22 protein-coding genes are annotated in these 20,098 nt (G+C 63.1%); 6 read left to right on the plus strand and 16 right to left on the minus strand.

Annotated features, from left to right (window positions below; translation table 11 throughout):
* Positions 1-16: 16 nt before the first annotated feature.
* The 3 genes from WNZ15_RS12470 (at position 17) to WNZ15_RS12480 (ending at position 4,350) form a co-directional block, all read left to right on the plus strand.
* Positions 17-574, plus strand: a complete 558-nt coding sequence (locus WNZ15_RS12470) for an ActR/PrrA/RegA family redox response regulator transcription factor (RefSeq protein ID WP_342893309.1) — start codon at positions 17-19, stop codon at positions 572-574.
* A gap of 98 nt (positions 575-672) precedes the next feature.
* Positions 673-2,484, plus strand: coding sequence for a hypothetical protein (locus tag WNZ15_RS12475; RefSeq protein ID WP_342893310.1), 1,812 nt, complete (start codon positions 673-675; stop codon positions 2,482-2,484).
* 177 nt (positions 2,485-2,661) lie between these two features.
* A complete protein-coding gene (locus WNZ15_RS12480) occupies positions 2,662-4,350 on the plus strand; it encodes a methyl-accepting chemotaxis protein (protein WP_342893311.1) in 1,689 nt (562 codons plus the stop codon).
* Positions 4,351-4,420: 70 nt separating this feature from the next.
* Here WNZ15_RS12480 and coaA read toward each other — a convergent pair whose 3' ends face one another.
* Genes coaA through hisB form a run of 8 tightly spaced genes read right to left on the minus strand, consistent with a single transcriptional unit; the run spans position 4,421 to position 9,371 of the window.
* Positions 4,421-5,386 carry a type I pantothenate kinase gene (gene coaA / locus WNZ15_RS12485; RefSeq protein ID WP_342893312.1) on the minus strand — a complete coding sequence of 322 codons (966 nt, stop codon included), beginning with the start codon at positions 5,384-5,386 and terminating at the stop codon, positions 4,421-4,423.
* A gap of 42 nt (positions 5,387-5,428) precedes the next feature.
* Complete coding sequence (locus tag WNZ15_RS12490) at positions 5,429-5,752, minus strand: phosphoribosyl-ATP diphosphatase (RefSeq protein ID WP_342893313.1); 324 nt, start codon at positions 5,750-5,752, stop codon at positions 5,429-5,431.
* Positions 5,753-5,775: 23 nt separating this feature from the next.
* Positions 5,776-6,555, minus strand: coding sequence for an imidazole glycerol phosphate synthase subunit HisF (gene hisF, locus WNZ15_RS12495; RefSeq protein ID WP_342893314.1), 780 nt, complete (start codon positions 6,553-6,555; stop codon positions 5,776-5,778).
* Positions 6,552-7,295: a 1-(5-phosphoribosyl)-5-[(5-phosphoribosylamino)methylideneamino]imidazole-4-carboxamide isomerase gene (gene hisA / locus WNZ15_RS12500; RefSeq protein WP_342893315.1), complete on the minus strand. Its 744-nt coding sequence runs from the start codon at positions 7,293-7,295 to the stop codon at positions 6,552-6,554. The genes hisF and hisA overlap by 4 nt, the downstream gene beginning before the upstream one ends.
* A 6-nt stretch (positions 7,296-7,301) precedes the next feature.
* Positions 7,302-7,589, minus strand: a complete 288-nt coding sequence (locus tag WNZ15_RS12505; RefSeq protein WP_342893316.1) for a DUF1330 domain-containing protein — start codon at positions 7,587-7,589, stop codon at positions 7,302-7,304.
* Between the two features lie 24 nt (positions 7,590-7,613).
* Positions 7,614-8,267, minus strand: a complete 654-nt coding sequence (gene hisH / locus WNZ15_RS12510; RefSeq protein WP_342893317.1) for an imidazole glycerol phosphate synthase subunit HisH — start codon at positions 8,265-8,267, stop codon at positions 7,614-7,616.
* Positions 8,264-8,764: a DUF2628 domain-containing protein gene (locus WNZ15_RS12515; protein WP_342893318.1), complete on the minus strand. Its 501-nt coding sequence runs from the start codon at positions 8,762-8,764 to the stop codon at positions 8,264-8,266. The genes hisH and WNZ15_RS12515 overlap by 4 nt, the downstream gene beginning before the upstream one ends.
* A 13-nt stretch (positions 8,765-8,777) precedes the next feature.
* A complete protein-coding gene (gene hisB / locus WNZ15_RS12520) occupies positions 8,778-9,371 on the minus strand; it encodes an imidazoleglycerol-phosphate dehydratase HisB (RefSeq protein ID WP_342893319.1) in 594 nt (197 codons plus the stop codon).
* 238 nt (positions 9,372-9,609) lie between these two features.
* On the opposite strand from hisB, the gene pyrF reads away from it, so the two are divergent.
* On the plus strand, positions 9,610-10,350 hold the full coding sequence (gene pyrF / locus WNZ15_RS12525; RefSeq protein WP_342893320.1) for an orotidine-5'-phosphate decarboxylase: 741 nt from the start codon (positions 9,610-9,612) through the stop codon (positions 10,348-10,350).
* A 28-nt stretch (positions 10,351-10,378) separates the two neighbouring features.
* Here pyrF and WNZ15_RS12530 read toward each other — a convergent pair whose 3' ends face one another.
* The 3 genes from WNZ15_RS12530 to rocF form a co-directional block, all read right to left on the minus strand.
* Positions 10,379-10,930, minus strand: coding sequence for a hypothetical protein (locus WNZ15_RS12530; protein WP_342893321.1), 552 nt, complete (start codon positions 10,928-10,930; stop codon positions 10,379-10,381).
* A gap of 146 nt (positions 10,931-11,076) precedes the next feature.
* Entirely contained in the window at positions 11,077-12,162 is a 1,086-nt protein-coding gene (locus tag WNZ15_RS12535) for an ornithine cyclodeaminase (RefSeq protein WP_342893322.1), read from the minus strand.
* Between the two features lie 11 nt (positions 12,163-12,173).
* A complete protein-coding gene (rocF, locus tag WNZ15_RS12540; protein ID WP_342893323.1) occupies positions 12,174-13,133 on the minus strand; it encodes an arginase in 960 nt (319 codons plus the stop codon).
* A 108-nt stretch (positions 13,134-13,241) separates the two neighbouring features.
* Here rocF and WNZ15_RS12545 point away from each other — a divergent pair, with 108 nt between their 5' ends.
* Both WNZ15_RS12545 and WNZ15_RS12550 read left to right on the plus strand, forming a co-directional pair.
* Complete coding sequence (locus WNZ15_RS12545) at positions 13,242-13,703, plus strand: Lrp/AsnC family transcriptional regulator (RefSeq protein ID WP_342893324.1); 462 nt, start codon at positions 13,242-13,244, stop codon at positions 13,701-13,703.
* An 85-nt stretch (positions 13,704-13,788) separates the two neighbouring features.
* Positions 13,789-14,706, plus strand: coding sequence for a bifunctional helix-turn-helix domain-containing protein/methylated-DNA--[protein]-cysteine S-methyltransferase (locus WNZ15_RS12550; protein WP_342893325.1), 918 nt, complete (start codon positions 13,789-13,791; stop codon positions 14,704-14,706).
* Between the two features lie 255 nt (positions 14,707-14,961).
* Here WNZ15_RS12550 and WNZ15_RS12555 read toward each other — a convergent pair whose 3' ends face one another.
* The 5 genes from WNZ15_RS12555 to trpA form a co-directional block, all read right to left on the minus strand.
* Positions 14,962-15,291, minus strand: a complete 330-nt coding sequence (locus WNZ15_RS12555; protein ID WP_342893326.1) for an endonuclease domain-containing protein — start codon at positions 15,289-15,291, stop codon at positions 14,962-14,964.
* A 50-nt stretch (positions 15,292-15,341) separates the two neighbouring features.
* Positions 15,342-16,607, minus strand: coding sequence for a hypothetical protein (locus WNZ15_RS12560; RefSeq protein WP_342893327.1), 1,266 nt, complete (start codon positions 16,605-16,607; stop codon positions 15,342-15,344).
* A 50-nt stretch (positions 16,608-16,657) separates the two neighbouring features.
* Positions 16,658-17,974 (minus strand): folylpolyglutamate synthase/dihydrofolate synthase family protein, encoded by a 1,317-nt coding sequence (locus WNZ15_RS12565; protein WP_342893811.1) that lies wholly within the window; start codon positions 17,972-17,974, stop codon positions 16,658-16,660.
* 131 nt (positions 17,975-18,105) lie between these two features.
* Entirely contained in the window at positions 18,106-19,071 is a 966-nt protein-coding gene (gene accD / locus WNZ15_RS12570; protein ID WP_342893328.1) for an acetyl-CoA carboxylase, carboxyltransferase subunit beta, read from the minus strand.
* 118 nt (positions 19,072-19,189) lie between these two features.
* Positions 19,190-20,023: a tryptophan synthase subunit alpha gene (gene trpA / locus WNZ15_RS12575; RefSeq protein WP_342893329.1), complete on the minus strand. Its 834-nt coding sequence runs from the start codon at positions 20,021-20,023 to the stop codon at positions 19,190-19,192.
* Positions 20,024-20,098 lie beyond the last annotated feature (75 nt).

Raw genomic sequence — 20,098 nt, forward strand, 5'->3', positions numbered from 1 at the left:
AAAACGGTAAGACGAGATGACGGACCAGACACCATCCCTGAGCACTTCGGAGGACATGAGCCTCCTGATCGTCGACGATGACAAACCGTTCCAGCAGCGTCTTGCGCGTGCCATGGAAAAGCGCGGGTTTGCCACGGAAACCGCGGACAGCGTTCGGGACGCGGCCGCCAAGGTCGCGCAAAACGCGCCGGCCTTCGCGATTGTCGACATGCGTCTGGAAGATGGCAACGGCCTCGACGTGATCGAGAATATCCGGCAGAAACGCCCGGATGCGCGCGCAATCGTGCTGACCGGATACGGCAATATCGCAACGGCCGTGACCGCCGTGAAGCTCGGCGCCATCGACTATCTCGCCAAGCCCGCGGATCCCGACGACATTGCCGCCGCCCTGGCCCGCAAGCCCGAAGACAAGGCCCAGCCGCCGGAAAATCCGATGTCCGCGGACAGGGTCCGGTGGGAACATATCCAGCGGGTCTACGAACTCTGCGACCGGAATGTCTCGGAGACGGCGCGGCGGCTGAACATGCATCGCCGCACGCTGCAACGGATTCTCGCCAAGCGCGCGCCGCGCTGAAGACGCGGTTGCGCTGCATTGCAGGGTTGCCCTTTCACCGCCACTTTGCCTAAGTAGTCCGAACTGGTGATATTGTTGCGCTCCCATGGAGATCGCTTATGCGGCCTTTCGCTGCTCATGGACGTTTTACTCCCCTGCTGAAGCCCGGACTGCTCGCGGCCTACGGCATGGCCCTGATGTGCGCCGGCTCCGCGGCGCTCGCCCAGGCTGTGCCCGAAACCCTGCGCATCAATGTCGACCCGCCGGATCCCGGTATCCGGTCGATCACTCTCAACAGCAAATATCGCGCCATCATCAGCCGCGACGACAAGGGTGTCGTGATCGACACCCAGGGCAGCGACAACGCTGCGCCGCCGTGTGAAGTGAAGCTGGAAGTGACGCTCGAAAACAGCCGCGTGTTGCACAGGAACGCCAATATCTGTTCCGGCAGCACGCTGGTCGTCGATGTCTCCAGCGACGGCAAGCCCGGCGCGGCGGCCCGCGTGGTCGGCACCAACTCCGGCGTATCGACCGGACCCGTCAGCACCGCGCCGGCAGACACGCCTGCGGACACCCGGCAACAGACACCGGTGGATGATTCTCCCGCCATTACCGACCTCGATCCGCCGGCCGATACCGGCGGCCTCAAGCCTCTGGATCAGGTCGACACGCCCATATCGGCCCCCGGAACCGCAGGAACCCAGACCTCGTCCCTGCCGGACGATGCGAATATCGGCCCGGGAGACGGCCTTTCCGGCGGCGGCGCCAATTCCGGTCCCGTCCTCGTCACAGCAAACGAGGCCCGGCAGTGGCTGGCGGAACCCGGAACGCAACCCGGTTCGCCAACGATGCTGCAGCATGCCGTTCCCCAGACTGACGACCGGGATTTCCGCGCGGATTGCAGCACCCAGTCCGGCTTCGCCAGGATCACCTTCCAACAGGCTCCGGCAGGCCTTCTGGAGGGCATGCCACAGGCTGTGCGCATTTCAGCCGACGACTTCGAGGGCACCTACAATGCCTTCGGCTCGGCGGCGGCCAATGCGGCCGGCGTGTCGCTTCCCGAAATCAATATCGAAATGAGCGACCCGCTCTGGGACGCCATGATCCGCTACAGCGCCCTGTCGATTGCCGTTGAAGGCCTGCCGGCGCATTCCGTTTCGCTCCGGGGCAGCGCCAATCCGGTTCGCCTGTTCGTGGCGACCTGCGCGCAGCCGCAGCAGGTAGTTTCGGACGACGCCTTTGGGGCCGGGGCCGAAGAACCCGGATCGGACCTGTCCTGCAGCGAACTCGGCCGGGTGCGGTCCGTGGAAGCCGTCCGGCCCGGCCAGATCGTCTTCCGCAATGCCAGTCGCCAACCCGTCGAGGTTCACTGGGTCGACTATCGCGGCGGCGAGCGGCCCTATGCCCGGCTCGAACCGGGCCAGATCCTCGAGCAGCAGACCTATATATCCCATGCCTGGACCGTGCGCGGCGCCGGCGGTGAATGCCGTGGTATCTACGTCACCCGCACGCCCTACCGCGAGATCGTGATCCAGGGCCCTCCCGGTCTCGGCATCCCCGGAAGCGGCGGCGATCCCTGGGGCGCACCGGGTCGCGGGTTCGATGCCCAGCCCGACAACGGGTTCCCCGCAGGACCGGTTCCGCCCGGTTCGATCAACGGCACGCTTCAGCCGTCTCTCGGGCAACAGACGGCGCGGGCAAACGTCGCCGATTATCTTTGCACATCCGGGATCGATCTGAACGTGGTTTTCTCCGCCGACATGCAATCGGCAACCGTCGCGGAAATGGGCTACGGGGCCGTCACCCTGCAGCGTCAGGGCAGCGCCAACAGTTTCTATTTCGAATCTCAGGGGCATGTGCTGAAAGGTCAGGTCCAGAACGCGACCTGGACGCGTCCGGGCCTGAGGGACGTCTTCTGCGCAAGACGCTGATGCCGGGTGGCCACAGCCATTGTAAATTCCCGCAATAAAATCGCGGTCCGGATTCATAAACTCTCTTTTTTCGCAAAATAATTGTTGGCGTCATCTGAATTCGCAAGAATTTTAAGCAATTGGTCAGCAAATTCGCCTCACCCTCATCGGACATAACCCGATAGGAATCTCAAGACCATGTCCTTTGCACGTTGGCCCATCACGTGGAAAATCAGCCTGCCGATCGCCACGATCCTCATCTTCACCATCGCTATTTGCGTTGTCAGCCTCAACAGCCTCTATGGTGCGATGTTTGCCGAACGGCTGAACAAGATCGAGGAGATCACCGACAGCGCAGTCTCGATCGCGGCCTACTACCACGGTCTTGAGACGTCGGGAGAAATGTCCCGCGAAGAGGCCCAGGCCGCCGCGAAGGCTGCAATTGGTGCCATCCGGTTCGAGGACAACAACTACGTGTTCGCCTACGATTTCAAGGGCATCGCACTTGTGCACCCGAAAGCGTCCCTTGTCGGTACCGACATGATCGGCTTCGCCGACAAGACCGGCGTGAAGATCGTTGCCGAACTGATCACGATGGCGAAAGCGGGCGGAGGGTCGCTGCTTTACTACTGGCCGCGTGCCAACAGCGAAGTGGCACTGGCGAAATACGGCTGGGGCGCATCCTTCGAGCCCTGGGCCTGGATGCTCGGAACCGGCGTCTACATGGATGACCTGGACGCGGCCTACTGGAGTTCCGCGACAACCATCCTGGCGCTGGTGGTGATCGGTGCGCTGATCGCGATTGCCATCGCTGTTGTCACCGTCCGCAACACCGTGCGCCCGCTGCGCGCGCTGACATCGAACATGGGCACGCTTGCCGATGGCAATACAGACATCGTGATCGAGGGCGCCGACCGCGGCGACGAAATCGGACAGATGGCAAGTGCCATGGAAGTCTTCGTGCGCAACGAGACCGCGCGGCGCGAACTGGAAGAGCAGCAGAACAGCTCGCAGGAAGAGACGGCCCGCAAGGGGGCCGAGATCCAGCAGCTCAGCGGCGACTTCGACCGCCAGATCATGGACATGCTCAACATCATCGACAGCTCGGTCCAGAACCTGCAATCGGCCTCCGCGGACATGATCAGCGGTGCGGCGCAGACCACCGAGCAGAGCGGGCTGGTCTCCAATGCCTCTTCGCAGGCCGCTCACAACGTGGAAACCGTTGCCGCGGCCGCCGAGGAACTGTCGGCTTCCGTCAACGAAATCCGCCGGCAGGTGCAGTCGTCCAGCGAGATCGCCGCCCGCGCCGCCGAGGAAGCCCAGTCGACCAATCAGCGCATGCACGGCCTGTCGGAAAGCGCCAGCCGGATCGGCGAAGTGGTCACGCTCATCCAGGCGATCGCCGAGCAGACCAACCTGCTCGCCCTGAACGCAACCATCGAAGCCGCCCGCGCGGGTGAGCTCGGCAAGGGCTTCGCCGTCGTGGCGGCGGAAGTCAAGGAACTGGCCAACCAGACCTCCAAGGCAACCGAGGAGATTTCCAGCCAGATCACGGCCATCCAGGACGAGACCGGGCATGCAGCCACGGCGATTTCGTCGGTGACCGACATCATCAACAACATGAACGAGATCGCGTCTTCCATTGCCTCCTCGGTCGAGGAGCAGGGTGCGGCGACGCAAGAAATCGCCAGCAACGCCACCGAGGCATCGCGCAGCACCGTCGAAGTGACCACGAATATCGAAACGGTCGCCTCGGCTGCAGAAAAAACGCGCGACACAGCGGAGAAGGTCGACAGTTCCGCCCAGCAGCTTCAGCAGAACGCCGGCATGCTGCGTGAGCAGGTCGGGTCCTTCCTTCAGGAAGTGCGCAGCCGTTCGGTCGCCTGAAGCCATTCGGAGATGACGTGTTGAACAGCCCCCGCGGTCCGGGCCGGACCGCGGGGGTTTTCTTATGTCTTCAGATCTTGCGCAACGCGACCTTGGAAATGCGGTGGCTGGCGTTCTTCGTCAGGATCAGATCCGCCCTCGGCCGGGTCGGCAGGATGTTTTCACGCAGGTTGACCAGATTGATCTCGGCCCAGATCCGGTTGGCGGTCTCCACGGCGTCCTCGTCCGTAATGCGCGAGTACTTGTGGAAATAGGATCCCGGGTCCCGGAAGGCGGTTTCGCGCAGGCGCATGAACCGGTCCACGTACCACTTGCGCAACAGGTCCTCATTCGCATCCATGTAGACCGAGAAGTCGAAAAAGTCGGAGACAAACGGCACCGCGCGGCCGTCCTTGGGGAGTTCGCGTGTCTGCAGCACAGTGAGCCCCTCGACGATCAGGATATCCGGCCGGTCGACGGTCACCGTGTGACCGGGCATGACGTCGTAATAGAAGTGCGAATAGACCGGCGCGCGCACGAAGCGTTTGCCCGCCTTGATGTCCGACAGGAATTTCAGCAGCCGCGGCCGGTCGAAACTTTCGGGAAAGCCTTTCTTGGACATCAGGCCCTCGGCTTCCAGAACGGCGTTCGGATAGAGGAACCCGTCCGTGGTGATCAGGTCCACCTTGGGACTGGCCGGCCAGCGGGCCAGCAGCTCGCGCAGGACACGCGACGTCGTGGACTTGCCGACGGAGACCGAGCCGGCCACACCGATGATGAAGGGCGTCTTGCCGTCACGGGTGCCCAGAAAGTTCTGGGTGGCCTGATAGATGCTGATGGTGGCTTCGGCGTAAAATGCGAGCAGGCGGGAAAGCGGCAGGTAGATCGTCTCGACCTGTTCCATCGACACGGGCGCATTCAGGCCCTGAAGCTGCGCAACCTCATGCTCGTCGAGCGTCATCGGCGTGTCGGCGCGCAAGCGGGACCACTGGCGATCGGTGAACACCTGATAGGGGGACAAATCCATGTCCAGGGCCGTGGCGACTTTCTGATCCATTGTTCGCAGTCCCTGCTGCGCGGCTGACAAAAGGCGTGGGTCCTAATCCCTGGGCCGGGACGCCTTTTCTTCCAGTCCGGTCTGGCCCGTGCGGTTCGCAAGCTCTTTCATGACATCCTTGAGAGGGACATCGGATACGTTGAGAACCACCAGCAAATGATAAAGCACATCGGCGGCCTCCGCCGTCAATTCGTCCCGGTCGTTCCGGACGGCGGCAATCGCCGCCTCAACCGCCTCTTCTCCCAGTTTCTGGGCGCATTTGGCTACGCCCCTGCTGACGAGCTTGCGCGTATAGGATTTCTCGTCCGCGCTGTTCGCGCGCGCAGCAATTATGCCGTCCAGGTCTTCCAATGTGAAGTCGGTCATTCGGCTAGGTCCCTTGTGGTGCTTCACGCGTCGAGGCGCACCGGCACACCGGCGTCACTCATGTGCTGTTTGGCCTCGTGGACGGTAAATTCACCGAAGTGGAAGATGGAAGCCGCCAGAACCGCGGTCGCATGGCCGTCGCGCACACCTTCCACCAGGTGGTCCAGGGTGCCGACACCGCCGGACGCGATCACGGGGACGGGCACGGCGTCGGCAATCGCGCGGGTGAGCGCAATGTTGTAGCCGGACTTGGTGCCGTCCCGGTCCATGGAGGTCACCAGCAGCTCCCCGGCGCCAAGGCCGACCACTTTCCTGGCGAAAGCGACCGCGTCGATGCCGGTCGCTTCGCGGCCGCCATGGGTAAAGATCTCGAACCTTTCGGGTTCGCCGGGCGCGTTGACCTGTTTGGCGTCGATCGAGACGACGATGCACTGGGCGCCGAATTTTTTCGCCGCCTCCCGCACGAACTCCGGGTTCCTGACTGCCGCGGTGTTGATCGAGACCTTGTCGGCACCCGCGATCAGCAGCTTGCGGATGTCTTCCACCGTGCGCACGCCGCCGCCGACGGTCACCGGCATGAAACAGGCCTCCGCCGTGCGCCGGACAACGTCGTAGATCGTGTCCCGGCCCTCGTGGCTGGCGGTGATGTCCAGAAAGCAGAGCTCGTCCGCACCGGCCGCATCATAGGCCTTGGCCGCCTCCACCGGGTCGCCGGCATCGCGCAGATCGACGAAATTGACGCCCTTGACGACACGGCCCTCCTTCACGTCGAGGCAGGGAATGACACGGGCTTTCAAGGTCATGAAGCTTTCCTTCGCGCAGTCCCGATCAGGTTCATCGTCTCTGTCGGGTCAAGACGCCCGTCATAGAGCGCCCTGCCGGAGATCGCGCCCTCAAGGATGGCGCAGTCCGGCTCCAGAAGCCGGTGAATGTCGTCGATCGAGGCAAGACCGCCCGAGGCGATCACCGGAATGGACACGGCTCCGGCGAGTTCAAGCGTCGAGGGAATGTTGAGACCCTTGAGGACACCGTCCCGATCGATGTCGGTGTAGATGATCGCCGCGACGCCGGCGTCCTCGAACCGGCGCGCCAGATCGACGGCTGTCAGCTCGGAGGTTTCCGCCCAGCCTTCGACCGCGACATGGCCGCCCCTGGCATCGATACCGACGGCGATCCTGCCGGGAAACCTGCGGCAGGCCTCTTTCACCAGATCCGGATCGCGCACGGCGACCGTCCCCAGGATCACGCGCGTGATGCCCTTGGCAAGCCAGGCCTCGATGTGGTCCAGCGTCCTGATCCCGCCGCCGAGCTGAACCGGATTCTTCGTCGCGCCCAGGATCGCATCGACCGCCGCGCCATTGACGCTTTCGCCGGCAAAGGCGCCGTTCAGGTCGACCACGTGCAGCCACTCGAAGCCCTGGTCCTCGAAGGCTTTCGCCTGAGCGCCCGGATCGTCGTTGAACACGGTGGCCTGGTCCATGTCGCCGAGCTTGAGGCGGACGCACTGGCCATCCTTCAGATCGATGGCGGGGAAGAGGATCATGTTGTCTTAAATTCCTTCAACGATGACGATCTCGCCATCGGCGACCTGCTGGCGGACCTTGACCGCGTCCTGATATTCCGGCGAATTATAGCAATCCAGCGCGTTTTGAAAGCTCGGAAACTCGATGATGACGTTGCGCGCCCGGCCGGGCCCCTCGACAGCATCGGTCTTGCCGCCGCGGGCCAGAAACCTGGCCCCGAAGCGTTCGAAGGCCGGTTTCGCGGTCTCGACATATTTCGGATAGCCGCCTGTGTCATGCACATCCACGCGCGCGATCCAGTATCCCTTGCTCATTGTCATCTCCCGAAGTCCTGCGTGTTACGGGGTCCAGTCCAGGAAATTGGCGATCAGCCCAAGTCCGAGCCGCTGGCTTTTTTCCGGGTGGAACTGGGTTCCGATCATGTTGTCCTTCGCCACCATGGCCGTGAAGGTTCCGGCATAGTCGAAGGTCGCCAGCCTGTCAGCCGCGTCGGCACAGGCAAAATGGAAGGAATGCACGAAATAGGCATGCAATCCATCCGGTCCGGTGTCGATTCCGGCGAAGACCGGGTGGCTTTCCGGGCGAGCGTCGATGGTGTTCCAGCCCATATGCGGGATCTTGAGGTCCGGATCGGCCGGTTTCATTTCGGTGACGTCGCCGTTGATCCAGCCGAGCCCGTCAACGGTCTCGAATTCCAGACCCCGGCTTGCCATAAGTTGCATGCCGACGCAGATGCCGAAAAACGGCTTGCCCTGCTGCCTGACCGTTTCTTCCAGCGCCTCCGGCATGCCCTCGACCGCCCACAGCCCGCGCTTGCAGTCCGCGAACGCCCCGACGCCGGGCAGCACGATGCGATCGGCTTTCAGGACACGATCCGGATCGGACGTGACGATGACATCGGGCACATGGGCGTGGGCACGGGCTGCGCGCTCGAACGCCTTCTCCGCCGAGCGCAGGTTGCCCGATCCGTAGTCGATAATCGCAATTGTCATTGACGGGTCTCCGGACCGAGGGTCAGGCCGACCACCTGTTCGCTGCCGATCCTTGGTACGATGGCCTGCCGGGCAGGGCGCTCGGCGTCCTTCAGGACCGGTGCCGGGGAGATCCGGTCGGCGGCCTTGTGCAGAAAACGCAGCTCCGCGTCGTCCCTGTTGGAGGCGTCGATGATGCCGACGACGCGCCAACCCTTGCGTTCCAGCGACCAGCGGCGCAGCGCCTGGGCTTCGTGACCGAACACAATGGCCATAAACAGGGCAACCACTGCCATGGCCTCCTGGCTGACGGACAGCGCCACCACCTCGACCAACAGGGTGAGGGCGAGATAGCCGAGCAGCACCAGCCACATGCGGTGCACGACCAGCCAGAAAACCGAGAACAGAACCGCCAATACCGAGAACCTGTCGGGAATGAATGCCAGACGCTCTGTCTGGTGCGGATCTCCCCCGACATCGTCGAATTCAGGCGGAGCCATAACAACGAAGGTGTTCATGCGCGTGTCCTGCCTAGCCGCCGAGCTGACCCTTGGTCGTCGGTACCCGGTCCGCCTGCCGCGGATCTATTTCCACCCCCTTGCGCAAGGAGCGCGCGACCGCCTTGAAACAGGTTTCGGCGATATGATGGCAGTTGGATCCGTAAAGATTGGCGATATGAAGGGTGATCCCCGCATTCATGGCGAAGGCCCGGAAAAACTCCTCGAACAGTTCCGTATCGAACGCGCCGATCTTGTCCCTGTCGAAAGCGACGTCCCAGACGAGGAACGGCCGGCCGGACACGTCCAGCGCGCAACGGGTCAGCGCCTCGTCCATGGCCAGATGGGTGTCCGCATAGCGGGTGATGCCCGCCATGTCGCCCAGCGCCCTGGAAATCGCCTGGCCCAGCGCGATACCGGTGTCCTCGACCGTGTGGTGGAAATCGATATGAGTGTCGCCGTCGGCCCGCACCTTGATGTCGATCAGCGAATGGCGCGCCAGTTGCTCCAGCATATGGTCGAAGAACCCGACGCCGGTCTTCACATCGTAAGAACCGGTACCGTCCAGGTTGATCTCGACCGCGATGCGGGTTTCCTTGGTGTCGCGCGATACAGTCGCAGTGCGCATGCTGATGTCCTCAAGATGAAGCAGAACCGGCGGTGTTGTAGCAGCCTGACACGGCTAATGAAATAGCGACTTCGACGGGAAAGGCACGGCAGGTTTTCCATCTGGTCGGGACAGGATCAGCCAGCGCGCTCCCATCGGCATGCCGATTGCCTGGATCCCCCGGTGTTGCCGCTTCTGGCGCCTGATGGCCTGAAATGCTATGAACGGTTCATCCCCATTGCCGTCAGGAGATCCGATCATGCCGAAAAGCCGCTTCGCACCCACAAGCTCGCGCGACCGCCTTGCGTTTGCGCTGGACGTCCCCACGGTCGGCGAGGCGGAAAACCTGGTCAGACAGACGGACGGCAAGGTCGGTGTTTACAAGATCGGCATGGAGCTTCAATTTGCGGGCGGACTGGAACTGGCGCGCGACCTGGCCGCTGAGGGCAGAAAAATCTTCCTCGATGTCAAACTGCACGACATCGACACCACCATCATGAAAGCAGTGCGCAACGTCGCCAAGATGGGCGTGACCTTCGTCACGGTGCATGGCTACCCGAAAACCATGCGGGCGGCAGTGGCCGGACTGGCGGCAGAGGGCAATCCGGACCTGTGCCTGCTGGGTGTGACCGTGCTCACCTCCATGGACGAGGCGGACCTGCATGCGGCCGGCTATCGCGGCCCCCTGGCGGATGTGGTCGAAACCCGCGCCAGGGACGCAAGAGCCGCCGGCATGGGCGGGATCGTCTGCGCCGGGACCGAAACCGAAAGATTGCGACCGATCCTTGGCGACGAACTGGTCATCGTGACCCCCGGCATCCGCCCGGCGGGCAGCGCGGCGGGCGACCAGCGCCGCGTCATGACCCCGGCGGAGGCGATGCGGACCGGCAGCGACTATCTGGTCGTCGGCCGCCCGATCAGCCAGGCGGCCGATCCCGGCGCGGCAGCCGAGGCCGTCATTGCCGAGATCGACGGGGCGCTGGAACCGGTTCCGGCTTGAGCCCCGCCCTTGTCGGCGGACCGCCTTGTCAGCCGATCACGCCGTCGACCGGGAAGCCGCATTGCTCGGCGACCTTGCGATAGGACGCGGTGAAGCCGTTCAGGGACGCCGTGTAGACAAGTCCACCCGGTCCGACGATGTCGATCTGGCCGTTGCGCTGCATGGCCTGCAGAACAATCTGGTTGTTCTCGAAGGGAAAGTTGGTCTTCGCGAAGGCAAAACCGTCTTCATCGAAACCGGCAAAGACCGTCGCCTGCGCACTGTCGCCGTCATCAAAGACGAAATTCACCTTCTCGTCGTTCTGAAGCACGGTCGCATAGCCGCGAATGGCTCTTTCCGTGAGCTGGACACCCGGAAAGACGCCCGGCGGAAGCGCATCACCGTTCGAAATCGAAAACCCGACGGTCGGATCGCCGTCCCCCCCGGTCCACATCGAGCAGGTAATGCGCAGATCCTCGCCCGTGTCGACGGTCTCGATCAGGACGGTCCAGTCCTTGTAGTCGAAATACTGTTCGGCGGCCTGGGCGGACGTGCCCGCGCAGCAGACAAGGCTCAACAAAGCCAGAGATCTGAAATTCATGCAAAATTCCTCTGAAAACCTGATTCAAGAAATTGAACGGATCTTCTTTCAACACGGATTTTCTTAAGATTTGAAGCCGTCAGCGCAAATGAATTCATCCTGACGGCTGCCGGGGCGGCGCAAACGACCCCTGCTTCAAAACCGGTTCACGCCGCCTGGTCGTCCTCGCAGGTGCCGGACCGCAGCACCATGCCGTAGAGATCGCGCGGATCATCCGGGTCGGCGAGAAGGTCCAGCTTTTCGAAATGGCCGGTTTCCGGCAGGAGGTCGTGCACGTAACGCAGGGCGGCAAAGTCCTCGATGGCAAAACCGACGCTGTCGAACAGGGTGATCTGGTCGTCCGAGATGCGGCCCGGCGCCTTGCCGGCATAGACCTGCCAGAGTTCGGTCACCGGGTGATCCCGGTCAAGCTGCTGGAATTCGCCCTCGATATGGGTCTGGTCCGGAAACTCCACGAAGATGTCGGAGCGCAGCAGAATATCCCTGTGCAATTCGGTCTTGCCCGGGCAGTCGCCGCCGACCGCGTTGATGTGAACGCCGGAACCGACCATGTTGTCGCTCAGGATGGTCGCGTTCTTCTTGTCGGCCGTGACCGTGGTGATGATTTGAGCGCCCTCGATGGCATCTTCCGGCGTCTTGCAGATGGTCACGTTGAGGCCGGAATGGGCCAGGTTGCGCGCCAGGCGCAGACTGGCCTCGTGCTCGATGTCGAAGGCCCGGATATCGGTGATGCCGAGCAGTTCCTTGAAGGCCAGACACTGGAAATCCGACTGGGCGCCATTACCGATGACGGCCATGGTGGTCGCGCCTTTCGGCGCCAGATATTTCGCCGCAAGGGCCGAATTGGCCGCAGTGCGCAGGGCAGTCAGGATGGTCATTTCGGAAAACAGCAGCGGGTAGCCGGTGGCCAGGTTCGACAGGACGCCGAAGCCCGTCACCGTCTGCAGGCCCTCGTTGGTGTTGCCCGGATGGCCGTTGACATACTTGAAACCGAAGATCTTGCCGTCGCTGGTCGGCATCAGCTCGATCACGCCCTGGGGCGCATGGGCGGGAATGCGCGGTTTCTTGTCGAAGCTTTCCCAACGCAGGAAATCCGCCTCGATATAATCGGCGATGCCGCGCAGGACGGTTTCAACGCCCACGGCACGCACGTTGCGCATCATGTTGTCGACGCTGACAAAGGGAACATAGGCCAGCTCGGACGGTTTCAGGTCGATGGGGCGGCGGTGCATGATCAGTACCTCTAGAAGCTGGTGGTCGGCCGGTCGAACACACGGCGGCCGAACAGGCTGCCGGTCAGTTCGACCATCAGACGCGCGGTTTTTCCGCGTTCGTCCAGAAAGGGGTTGAGTTCAACGAGATCGAGCGACGAGACGAGACCGCTGTCATGGAGCATTTCCATCACAAGGTGGGCCTCGCGGAAGGAGGCGCCGCCGGGCACGGTCGTGCCGACCGCCGGCGCGATGTCCGGATCGAGAAAATCGACGTCCAGGCTGACATGAAGCAGGCCGTTGGCCCGACCTACGCGCTCGAGGAACGGCCCCAGCAGTGCGGGAATGCCTTCCTCGTCGATCCGGCGCATGTCGCTCACGCCGACACCGAGGCCGCGCAGCATGTCCCGTTCCGCTGCATCGATGGACCGGACCCCGAGGATCTCGACATTGTCCGGACTGAGGGCGTGGCGCAGAGGGGCGCCGAGAAGGTCGTCGAAGCCCGGCAGGCCGCACAGAAAGGCCAGCGGGGTGCCGTGCAGATTGCCGCTCGCGGTGCTGTCAAAGGTGTGAAAATCCGAATGAGCGTCGAGCCAGAGCACGAACAGTGGGCGGCCCAGCGCCGCCGCGGCTTTCGCCTGACCGGACACCGTTCCGGCTGCCATGGCATGATCGCCGCCCAGATAGACCGGCACAACCGGCGCTGCACCGAGCGCGGCCGCCTTGTCATGCAGGGACCGCGTCCAGGCGACATGCTCCCGGTAGTGCTTCACAACCGGGTTGGGGGGCGTCAACGAACCGGTTTCGGCCGGTTCGAGATTGCCGTGGTCGGCAACCACGTGGCCCAGCGCTTCCAGCGTATCGGCAAGGCCCGCGGTGCGGTAGGCGTCCGGCCCCATCAGGCAGCCACGCTGCCCCGCGCCCTTGTCCACAGGTGCGCCGACCAGGACAATCTGTTTTCCGGCAACGTTCACGTCAGCCTCCGCCTGCATTCGGTGTCAGGATCTTGCGCAAGGGCGGCGGCGAAGTAAATCCAGATACTTGATCAAATGTGCAGACAAATCTATCATTTTGGAAAGTCCAATGAGGCAATTTGGAAAATGGACGATCTTGATCTTCGGTTAATCACGCTTCTGCGCCATGACGGCCGCAAATCTGTCTCCGATCTGGCAAATGACTTGAAGGTCTCCCGGGCCACGGTGCGCTCCCGGATGGAAAAGCTGATCGAAACCGGCGAGATCCTCGGTTTCACAGCGGTCCTGCGCGACGACTGGCGCGACCTGCCGATCCGCGCGGTCACCCTGGTGGTGGTCGACGGCCACAACACCGAACCGGTGATCCGCTGGCTCAGTGCGATGACGGAGGTCCGGGCGATCCATTCGACCAACGGCAAGTGGGACCTGGTGCTGGACATCGCAACGCGGGATCTTGCCGCCTTCGACGATGCCCTGAACCGCATCCGGCTGATCGAAGGCATCACCGGAACGGAAACCAATCTCCTGCTGACAACCCGCAAGGGCCCGGCGGTTTCGGCAAGCGAATACAAGGACGTGCTCCGATAGTCCATTTCCGGCTCGCAAACCGGGTCGCGGCCAGCGCCGGCACAGGCTAGGATCCGGGCAGAATTAAAAACCTGGTACATTCGACATGACCAAAGCATTTGACCTTGCCCGGCTCGCCCCGGACCCGCAGCCGATTTCCATCGGGGCGGAAGCCGCCGAGAATTACGACGTCGTCCGCCGCACCCTGAAACGGATCACCGAGGACTGGCGCGAGCAGCCGTCCCTGGAACAACTGGCCGGGGAAGCCGGATTGCAGCCCATCCAGTTGCAGCGGGTGTTCTCGCGCTGGGCAGGCCTGACCCCGAAGCAGTTCCTGCAGGCCATCACGCTGGACCATGCCAAGGCGCTTCTGCGCGGATCCGCCAGTGTGCTGGACGCGTCCTTTGAGGTGGGCCTGTCAGGCTCGTCGCGATTGCACGATCTGTTCGTCACGCACGAGGCCATGACACCGGGCGACTACCGCAGCCGGGGCGCCGGTCTGAAAATCGTCTATGGCTTTCATCCCTCTCCCTTCGGCCAGGTGCTGGTGATGGCCACCGACAAGGGCCTGGCCGGACTCGGCTTCGCAGATCCGGGCGAGGAACACGCCACGCTGGAGGACATGTGTGCCCGCTGGCCGGCGGCGAACTTCATCGCGGATCAGGAGGCGACTGCGTCCTATGCCGGACGCGTGTTCGACCCGCAAAGATGGCAGCAGGACCAGCCGCTCAACATCGTCATGATCGGCACGGATTTCGAGATTCGGGTCTGGCAGACACTCCTGAAGATCCCCATGGGCACGGCGTCCACCTATTCCGACATTGCCGCCTGTCTCGGCAATCCGAAGGCGTCCCGCGCGGTCGGCAGCGCCGTCGGCCGCAATCCGATCTCCTTCGTCGTGCCCTGCCACCGGGTCCTTGCCAAAGGCGGCAAACTCGGCGGCTATCACTGGGGCCTCACCCGGAAACGGGCGATTCTCGGTTGGGAAAGCGGATTGGCGGGACCGGTTCTGGAGTGTGTTTGAGGTCTCAAGCGGCGAGGAATCGCCGTCACGCTGCATTCGGCCAAAAACCCCCACCCCTAACCCCTCCCCACAAGGGGGAGGGGAATCAGGCACTGCCACTTGCAGATATGGAACCCGGTTTTTTGGCGCCAGATGAAGCAGGAAGTCCGTGATGGAAACGGGACCAGTCCCCCTCCCCCTTGTGGGGAGGGGTTAGGGGTGGGGGTCCCGTCAGTAATGGTCCCGGTCTGATTTGTCAGCCATCTGTCCGGTCATTCAGCTCTCGAGGCTAAGTTTGCGCCTGATGTCCAAAACCACCCCTTCCAGATTTTCGTCTACTTCCAGAGCTGAATATCTGAGGACGGTGAACCCCTCCGCGGTCAGCCAGGCATCCCGCGCGCGGTCGTGCATTTGTCCTTCGGGTAAGGAATGCAGATCTCCGTCGATTTCGATGACCATTTTACGCGAAAACACGACGAAATCCGCCACATAGGGTCCGATCGGCGCCTGCCGGCGCACACGAACACCGTCGGCTTTCAATTCTCGCAATGCACGCCACAACGCTTTTTCGCCCCTTGTCTGATCATTTCGCAGGCTTTGCGCCAAGCGCCGTGTTCGCGCGCTGATCCGTGTCGGGCACATGCCGGCTCATCCCCTTATCGCACCGGTCCCTCGGGCATCGGGTAGTCGCCGGTGATGTCCCAACCGAAGGAGGCGATGCGTTCAGCGGCCATCTGGGTGAGCTCACCGGTGATCAGGAAATCGACACCGGACGGTGGAAAGGGCAGGCCGGCCAGGCCTTCGTGAAGGGTGGAAAAGGTCTGCGCCACGGTCTGTGTCCAGGCGACCATGTCGAGCGGCAGGACGACGGCGGCGACGCCGTCCCGGCGGATCGCCACGGGAATGCCCGACACCAGCTTGATATCACCGAGTCCGGAAACCGTCCGGTTGTAGGTCTCCAGAAGGACGATCCGGCGCAGCTGGAAATAGGCAAGGTCACGGCTGTCGGCCTCGGCCGCCTTGGCGACGACCAGGTCGAGATCGCCGACACCCGGCATGGCCTGCAGCTGATAGGCGATCATCGCCTTTTCCGACTCCGTGAAGAACGGGTTGGCGGCCAGGCTTTGAATGATTGCCTCGGACACACCCGCCTCGCGCAGCACCGACGTTGTCCGGTCGCGGAGTTCCGAAGGTGTGCTGTCGACGATCACATTGCGGAAATTGTCGGCCTGGCGTGCGGCGTTCACGATCAGGCCGCCCGGCAGCAGGCTGGTGATCGCAGTGACCGTCCAGCTTCCCGCAGTGGTCACGCTGGCTGTTTCGTCCAGCTTGTCCGACAGGGGCTGATAGAAGGTGTAGGGATCGACGCCGAGTTCCACCGCCAGCTGCCGGCGGGCCTGCGCCTGACCGGTGATCGATTTTGCCAGCTCCGCCGGCGATCCCGCTTTGCCGTGGACCGCCGCTTCGACGCCTTTCGACAGACGGCCGAACATCCGGCCGACCCCGGTTACGGTATTTCTGGCCGTGCCGACCGGGTCCGTGACGGTGCTTTCGACAAACTCGACTGGTTTCATGGCCGCCTGTTTCAGGCCGTCGACAAATCCGGCATCCTGCTTGAGGCCTTCCAGCGCCACCAGCACCTTCAGTTCGGCCAGACGCAGCTTCAGCAGGCCGTCGCCCTCGACACGTTCCACGCCAAGATCGGTCTGCAGCTGATAGATGCGCAAAAAGCCGTCGCCGCGCACGGGCGGCAGCACCGCGTAGCCGGGTCCGAGCTGCTTGCCGGCAAGCACCTTTGCCGGATCCTGTTCCGGGGGCGTTTCGTAGTGTTCGCTTAGCGCGGCCGCACTCCCGCACGCAAGAGCGCCACCAAGCAAAAATCCGGCCAGATGTCCGGACAATTTCTGAAATCCGAGTGTCAAAAAAGCCTCCTTGAGGTGGCAAGCTGTCCCGTGTTCGGTCGGTCCGGCGTTCAGTCTGGCGCCATTCCGCTGCGCGCCAGGACCTCTCCTGCGAGATAAAGAGAGCCGCAGATCAGTATGCGCGGAGGCTCGCCATCCTTGCCGGCACAGGCTGCCACATCGGCCAGGGCCGCGTCCAGCGATTGGAACGGGGTGGCCTCGAGCCCGGCGCATCGCGCAAGATCGGCGAGATCTTCCGGGGTCCTGCCTGTGCCGCTGGAGACGATCGGCACCGTGCCAACATGGCGGACAAGCCCGTGGAAGGGCCGGAAGAAACCGGCCGGGTCCTTGGTCGTCAACATGCCGGCGACAAGGTAGAGCGGACGCGGCGCGCGCTCTTCCTGCTCGCCCATGAAGCGGGCGATGGACAATCCCGCGCCCGGGTTGTGACCCCCGTCCAGCCAGATTTCCGTTCCATGCGGGCACATGTCGTGAAGCGGACCGTGAACAACCGGCTGCAACCGGCCGGGCCAACTGACGGATTTCAGACCCCGTGCAAGAACCGCCGCATCCGGCATCAGGCCCGCGGCCTTGAGGGCGGCGATCGCCAGCCCTGCATTGGCAATCTGGTGGTGGCCGCAGAGCACCGGCAGCGGCAGGTCGACCAGCTCGTCGTCATCCTGAAAGATCATCCGGCCCTGATCGGTCTCCGCAAGGAAATCCTGGCCGCTGATTGTCAGGGGCGCCCGCATCCGGGCGGCCTGCCGGCTGATTGCGGCCAGGGCGCTGTCCTCCTGAGCGGCACAGATCACCGGGACGCCGGGTTTCACGATGCCCGCCTTTTCCGAAGCGATCACAGCCAGGTCGTTGCCGAGAAACTTTTCATGATCCATGGACACCGGCGTGATCACCGTTGCCAGGGGCGTGTCGATGACGTTGGTCGCATCCAGCCGTCCGCCGAGACCCACTTCCAGCAACAGAATATCGGCGGGGTGCTCCGCGAACAGCAGAAGCGCCGCAGCCGTGGTGATCTCGAAGAAAGTGATTTCCGCGCCACCGTTGGCTTCCTCGCAGCGCTGCAGCGCCTCGCAGAGCACAGGGTCGGACACATAGCGGCCGTCGTCGCCGAGCCGGATGCGCTCATTGAAAGAGACCAGATGCGGGGACGTATAGACGTGACAGCTCTTGCCCGAGGCCTCCAGTACCGCGCGCATGGTGGCCGTCACGGAGCCCTTGCCGTTGGTGCCGGCAACGTGAATGACCGGCGGCAGCCGCCGTTCCGGATTCCCGAGTGCCGCCAGAAGACGCTGCATCCGCCCGAGGGAGAGGTCTATCTCCTTCGGGTGCAGGGCCAGCAGCCGGTCCAGAATTCTCGTTATTTGATCCAGGGCGCCCTCCACAGGGTTCCTTTGTCCCGTTTTCGCGCAAGCTACGGCTTAGAATAAGGCTGCCGGTGTGACAAGCAGGCTGACCGGAAATGTCGCCTCAGGTTGCTTTCGCGACGGAATCAGGAGACCGGTCAGGTCTTGCCAGCCGCCTCGGGTTCCGTTGCAGGTGCTGCGGCGGTCTCCACCGCCGCGACGGACTCGGACTCGGGGGCCGGTTCCTTCGGCGCTTCGAGCCGCGGCAGTTCGACCTCGCGCTTCATGAGAATGCCGCAGATACGCGACAGCGTTTCACGCATCTTCTGACGTGGCACCACCATGTCGATCATGCCGTGGTCGAGCAGATACTCGGCGGTCTGGAAATCGTCGGGGAGCTTCTCACGCACGGTCTGTTCGATCACGCGGCGCCCGGCGAAGCCGATCTGTGCGCCCGGTTCGGCGATATGGACATCTCCCAGCATGGCATAGGAGGCGGACACGCCGCCCGTGGTCGGGTTGGTCAGGACCACCACATAGGGAAGACCTGCCTCGCGCAGCATCTGCACGCCGACGGTGGTCCGCGGCATCTGCATCAGCGACAGGATGCCTTCCTGCATTCGCGCGCCCCCGGACGCGGCAAACATGACAAACGGGGTGTTGTCCTTCACTGCTTTCAGCATGCCGGCAAGAATGGCCTCACCGGCCGCCATGCCGAGCGATCCGGCGATGAAATCGAAGTTCTGTACCGCGACCGTGAAATCCATGCCGCTGACACGGCCCTGCGCGACCAGAACAGCCTCGTCTTCACCCGATTTGGCCCGGGCTTCCTTGAGGCGGTCCGAATACCGCTTGGAATCCCGAAACTTGTGCGGATCGGCCTGAACGTCCGGCGTCTTGACGTTGGTGTAGTTGCCCCCGTCAAACAGCGCTTCCAGGCGTTTGCGGGCCGGCATGCGCATGTGATGGCCGGAATTCGGGATCACCCAGAGATTGGCCTCCAGATCCCGATGGAACACCATTTCGCCGGTTTCCGGGCACTTGATCCAGAGATTTTCCGGAACCTCGCGCTTTTTCCAGAGATCGCGAATCTTGGGGCGTACGATAGAGTTGATCCAGTTCACGTCAGACGCGTCCCGTTCCTTGAGAGCACAAGACGTGCTCGGGTTGTTCATGGGCAGAGATATGGGGTCCGCCCGCTTTCCATCAATTCCGGTTGCCGAACAAATCGGGGCCGGCGTTTCAGGCAGATCTGGCCCGGGCACACCCGGCAGCCAGGTCGGAAACGACGTTTGCGACCGCCTGAACGGTCCCGCCGGTTGCCTTGCCGGCATCGTCCAGACTGTCGCGAATGGCATTCACGAGCACGGAACCGACGACGACACCGTCCGCATCCTGACCGATCACGGCCGCCTGCTCGGCGGTCTTGACGCCAAATCCGACAGCCACGGGCAATTGCGTGTGTCCCTTGATGCGGTTCACCGCGGTCGCGACCCTGCCCGTATCGGCAATGTCGGCCCCGGTGATCCCCGTCACTGAGACGTAATAGACGAAACCGGAGGTGTTGGCCAGAACGGCGGGCAGGCGCTTGTCGTCCGTCGTCGGTGTCGCCAGGCGGATGAAGTTCAGACCTGCCTGAAGCGCGGGAATGCACAATTCGTCATCCGCCTCTGCGGGAATATCGACGATAATGAAGCCGTCGACCCCGGCCTCCTTGGCGACATCGACGAACTTGACCGGATCCCGCACATAGATCGGATTGTAGTAGCCCATCAGAATAATCGGCGTGTCCTGATCCGTTTCCCGGAATTCGCGCACCATGTCCAGCGTGTCGTTCATGGTGTGGCCCGCAGCCAGAGCGCGCTGGTTGGCAAGCTGGATCGGAATGCCTTCCGCCATCGGATCGGAAAACGGCATGCCGAGTTCGATGACATCGGCTCCGGCTGCCGGAAGGGCGTTCAGAATGGCGCGGGAGGTTTGAAGATCGGGATCACCCGCCGTGACAAAGGTGACCAGGGCCGGCCGTCCGGCCTCCGCACAGGCCTTAAAACGGCGGTCGATACGCGTTTCCGTCATTCTCTGCTACCCTTTTCGCGCTTGCCGGAAAACCGGGGGCGTTTTCCGCCATTGCGATGTACGGGTGCAGCCGGG

The organism is Roseibium sp. AS2, assembly GCF_038900065.1.
Classification (GTDB): domain Bacteria; phylum Pseudomonadota; class Alphaproteobacteria; order Rhizobiales; family Stappiaceae; genus Roseibium.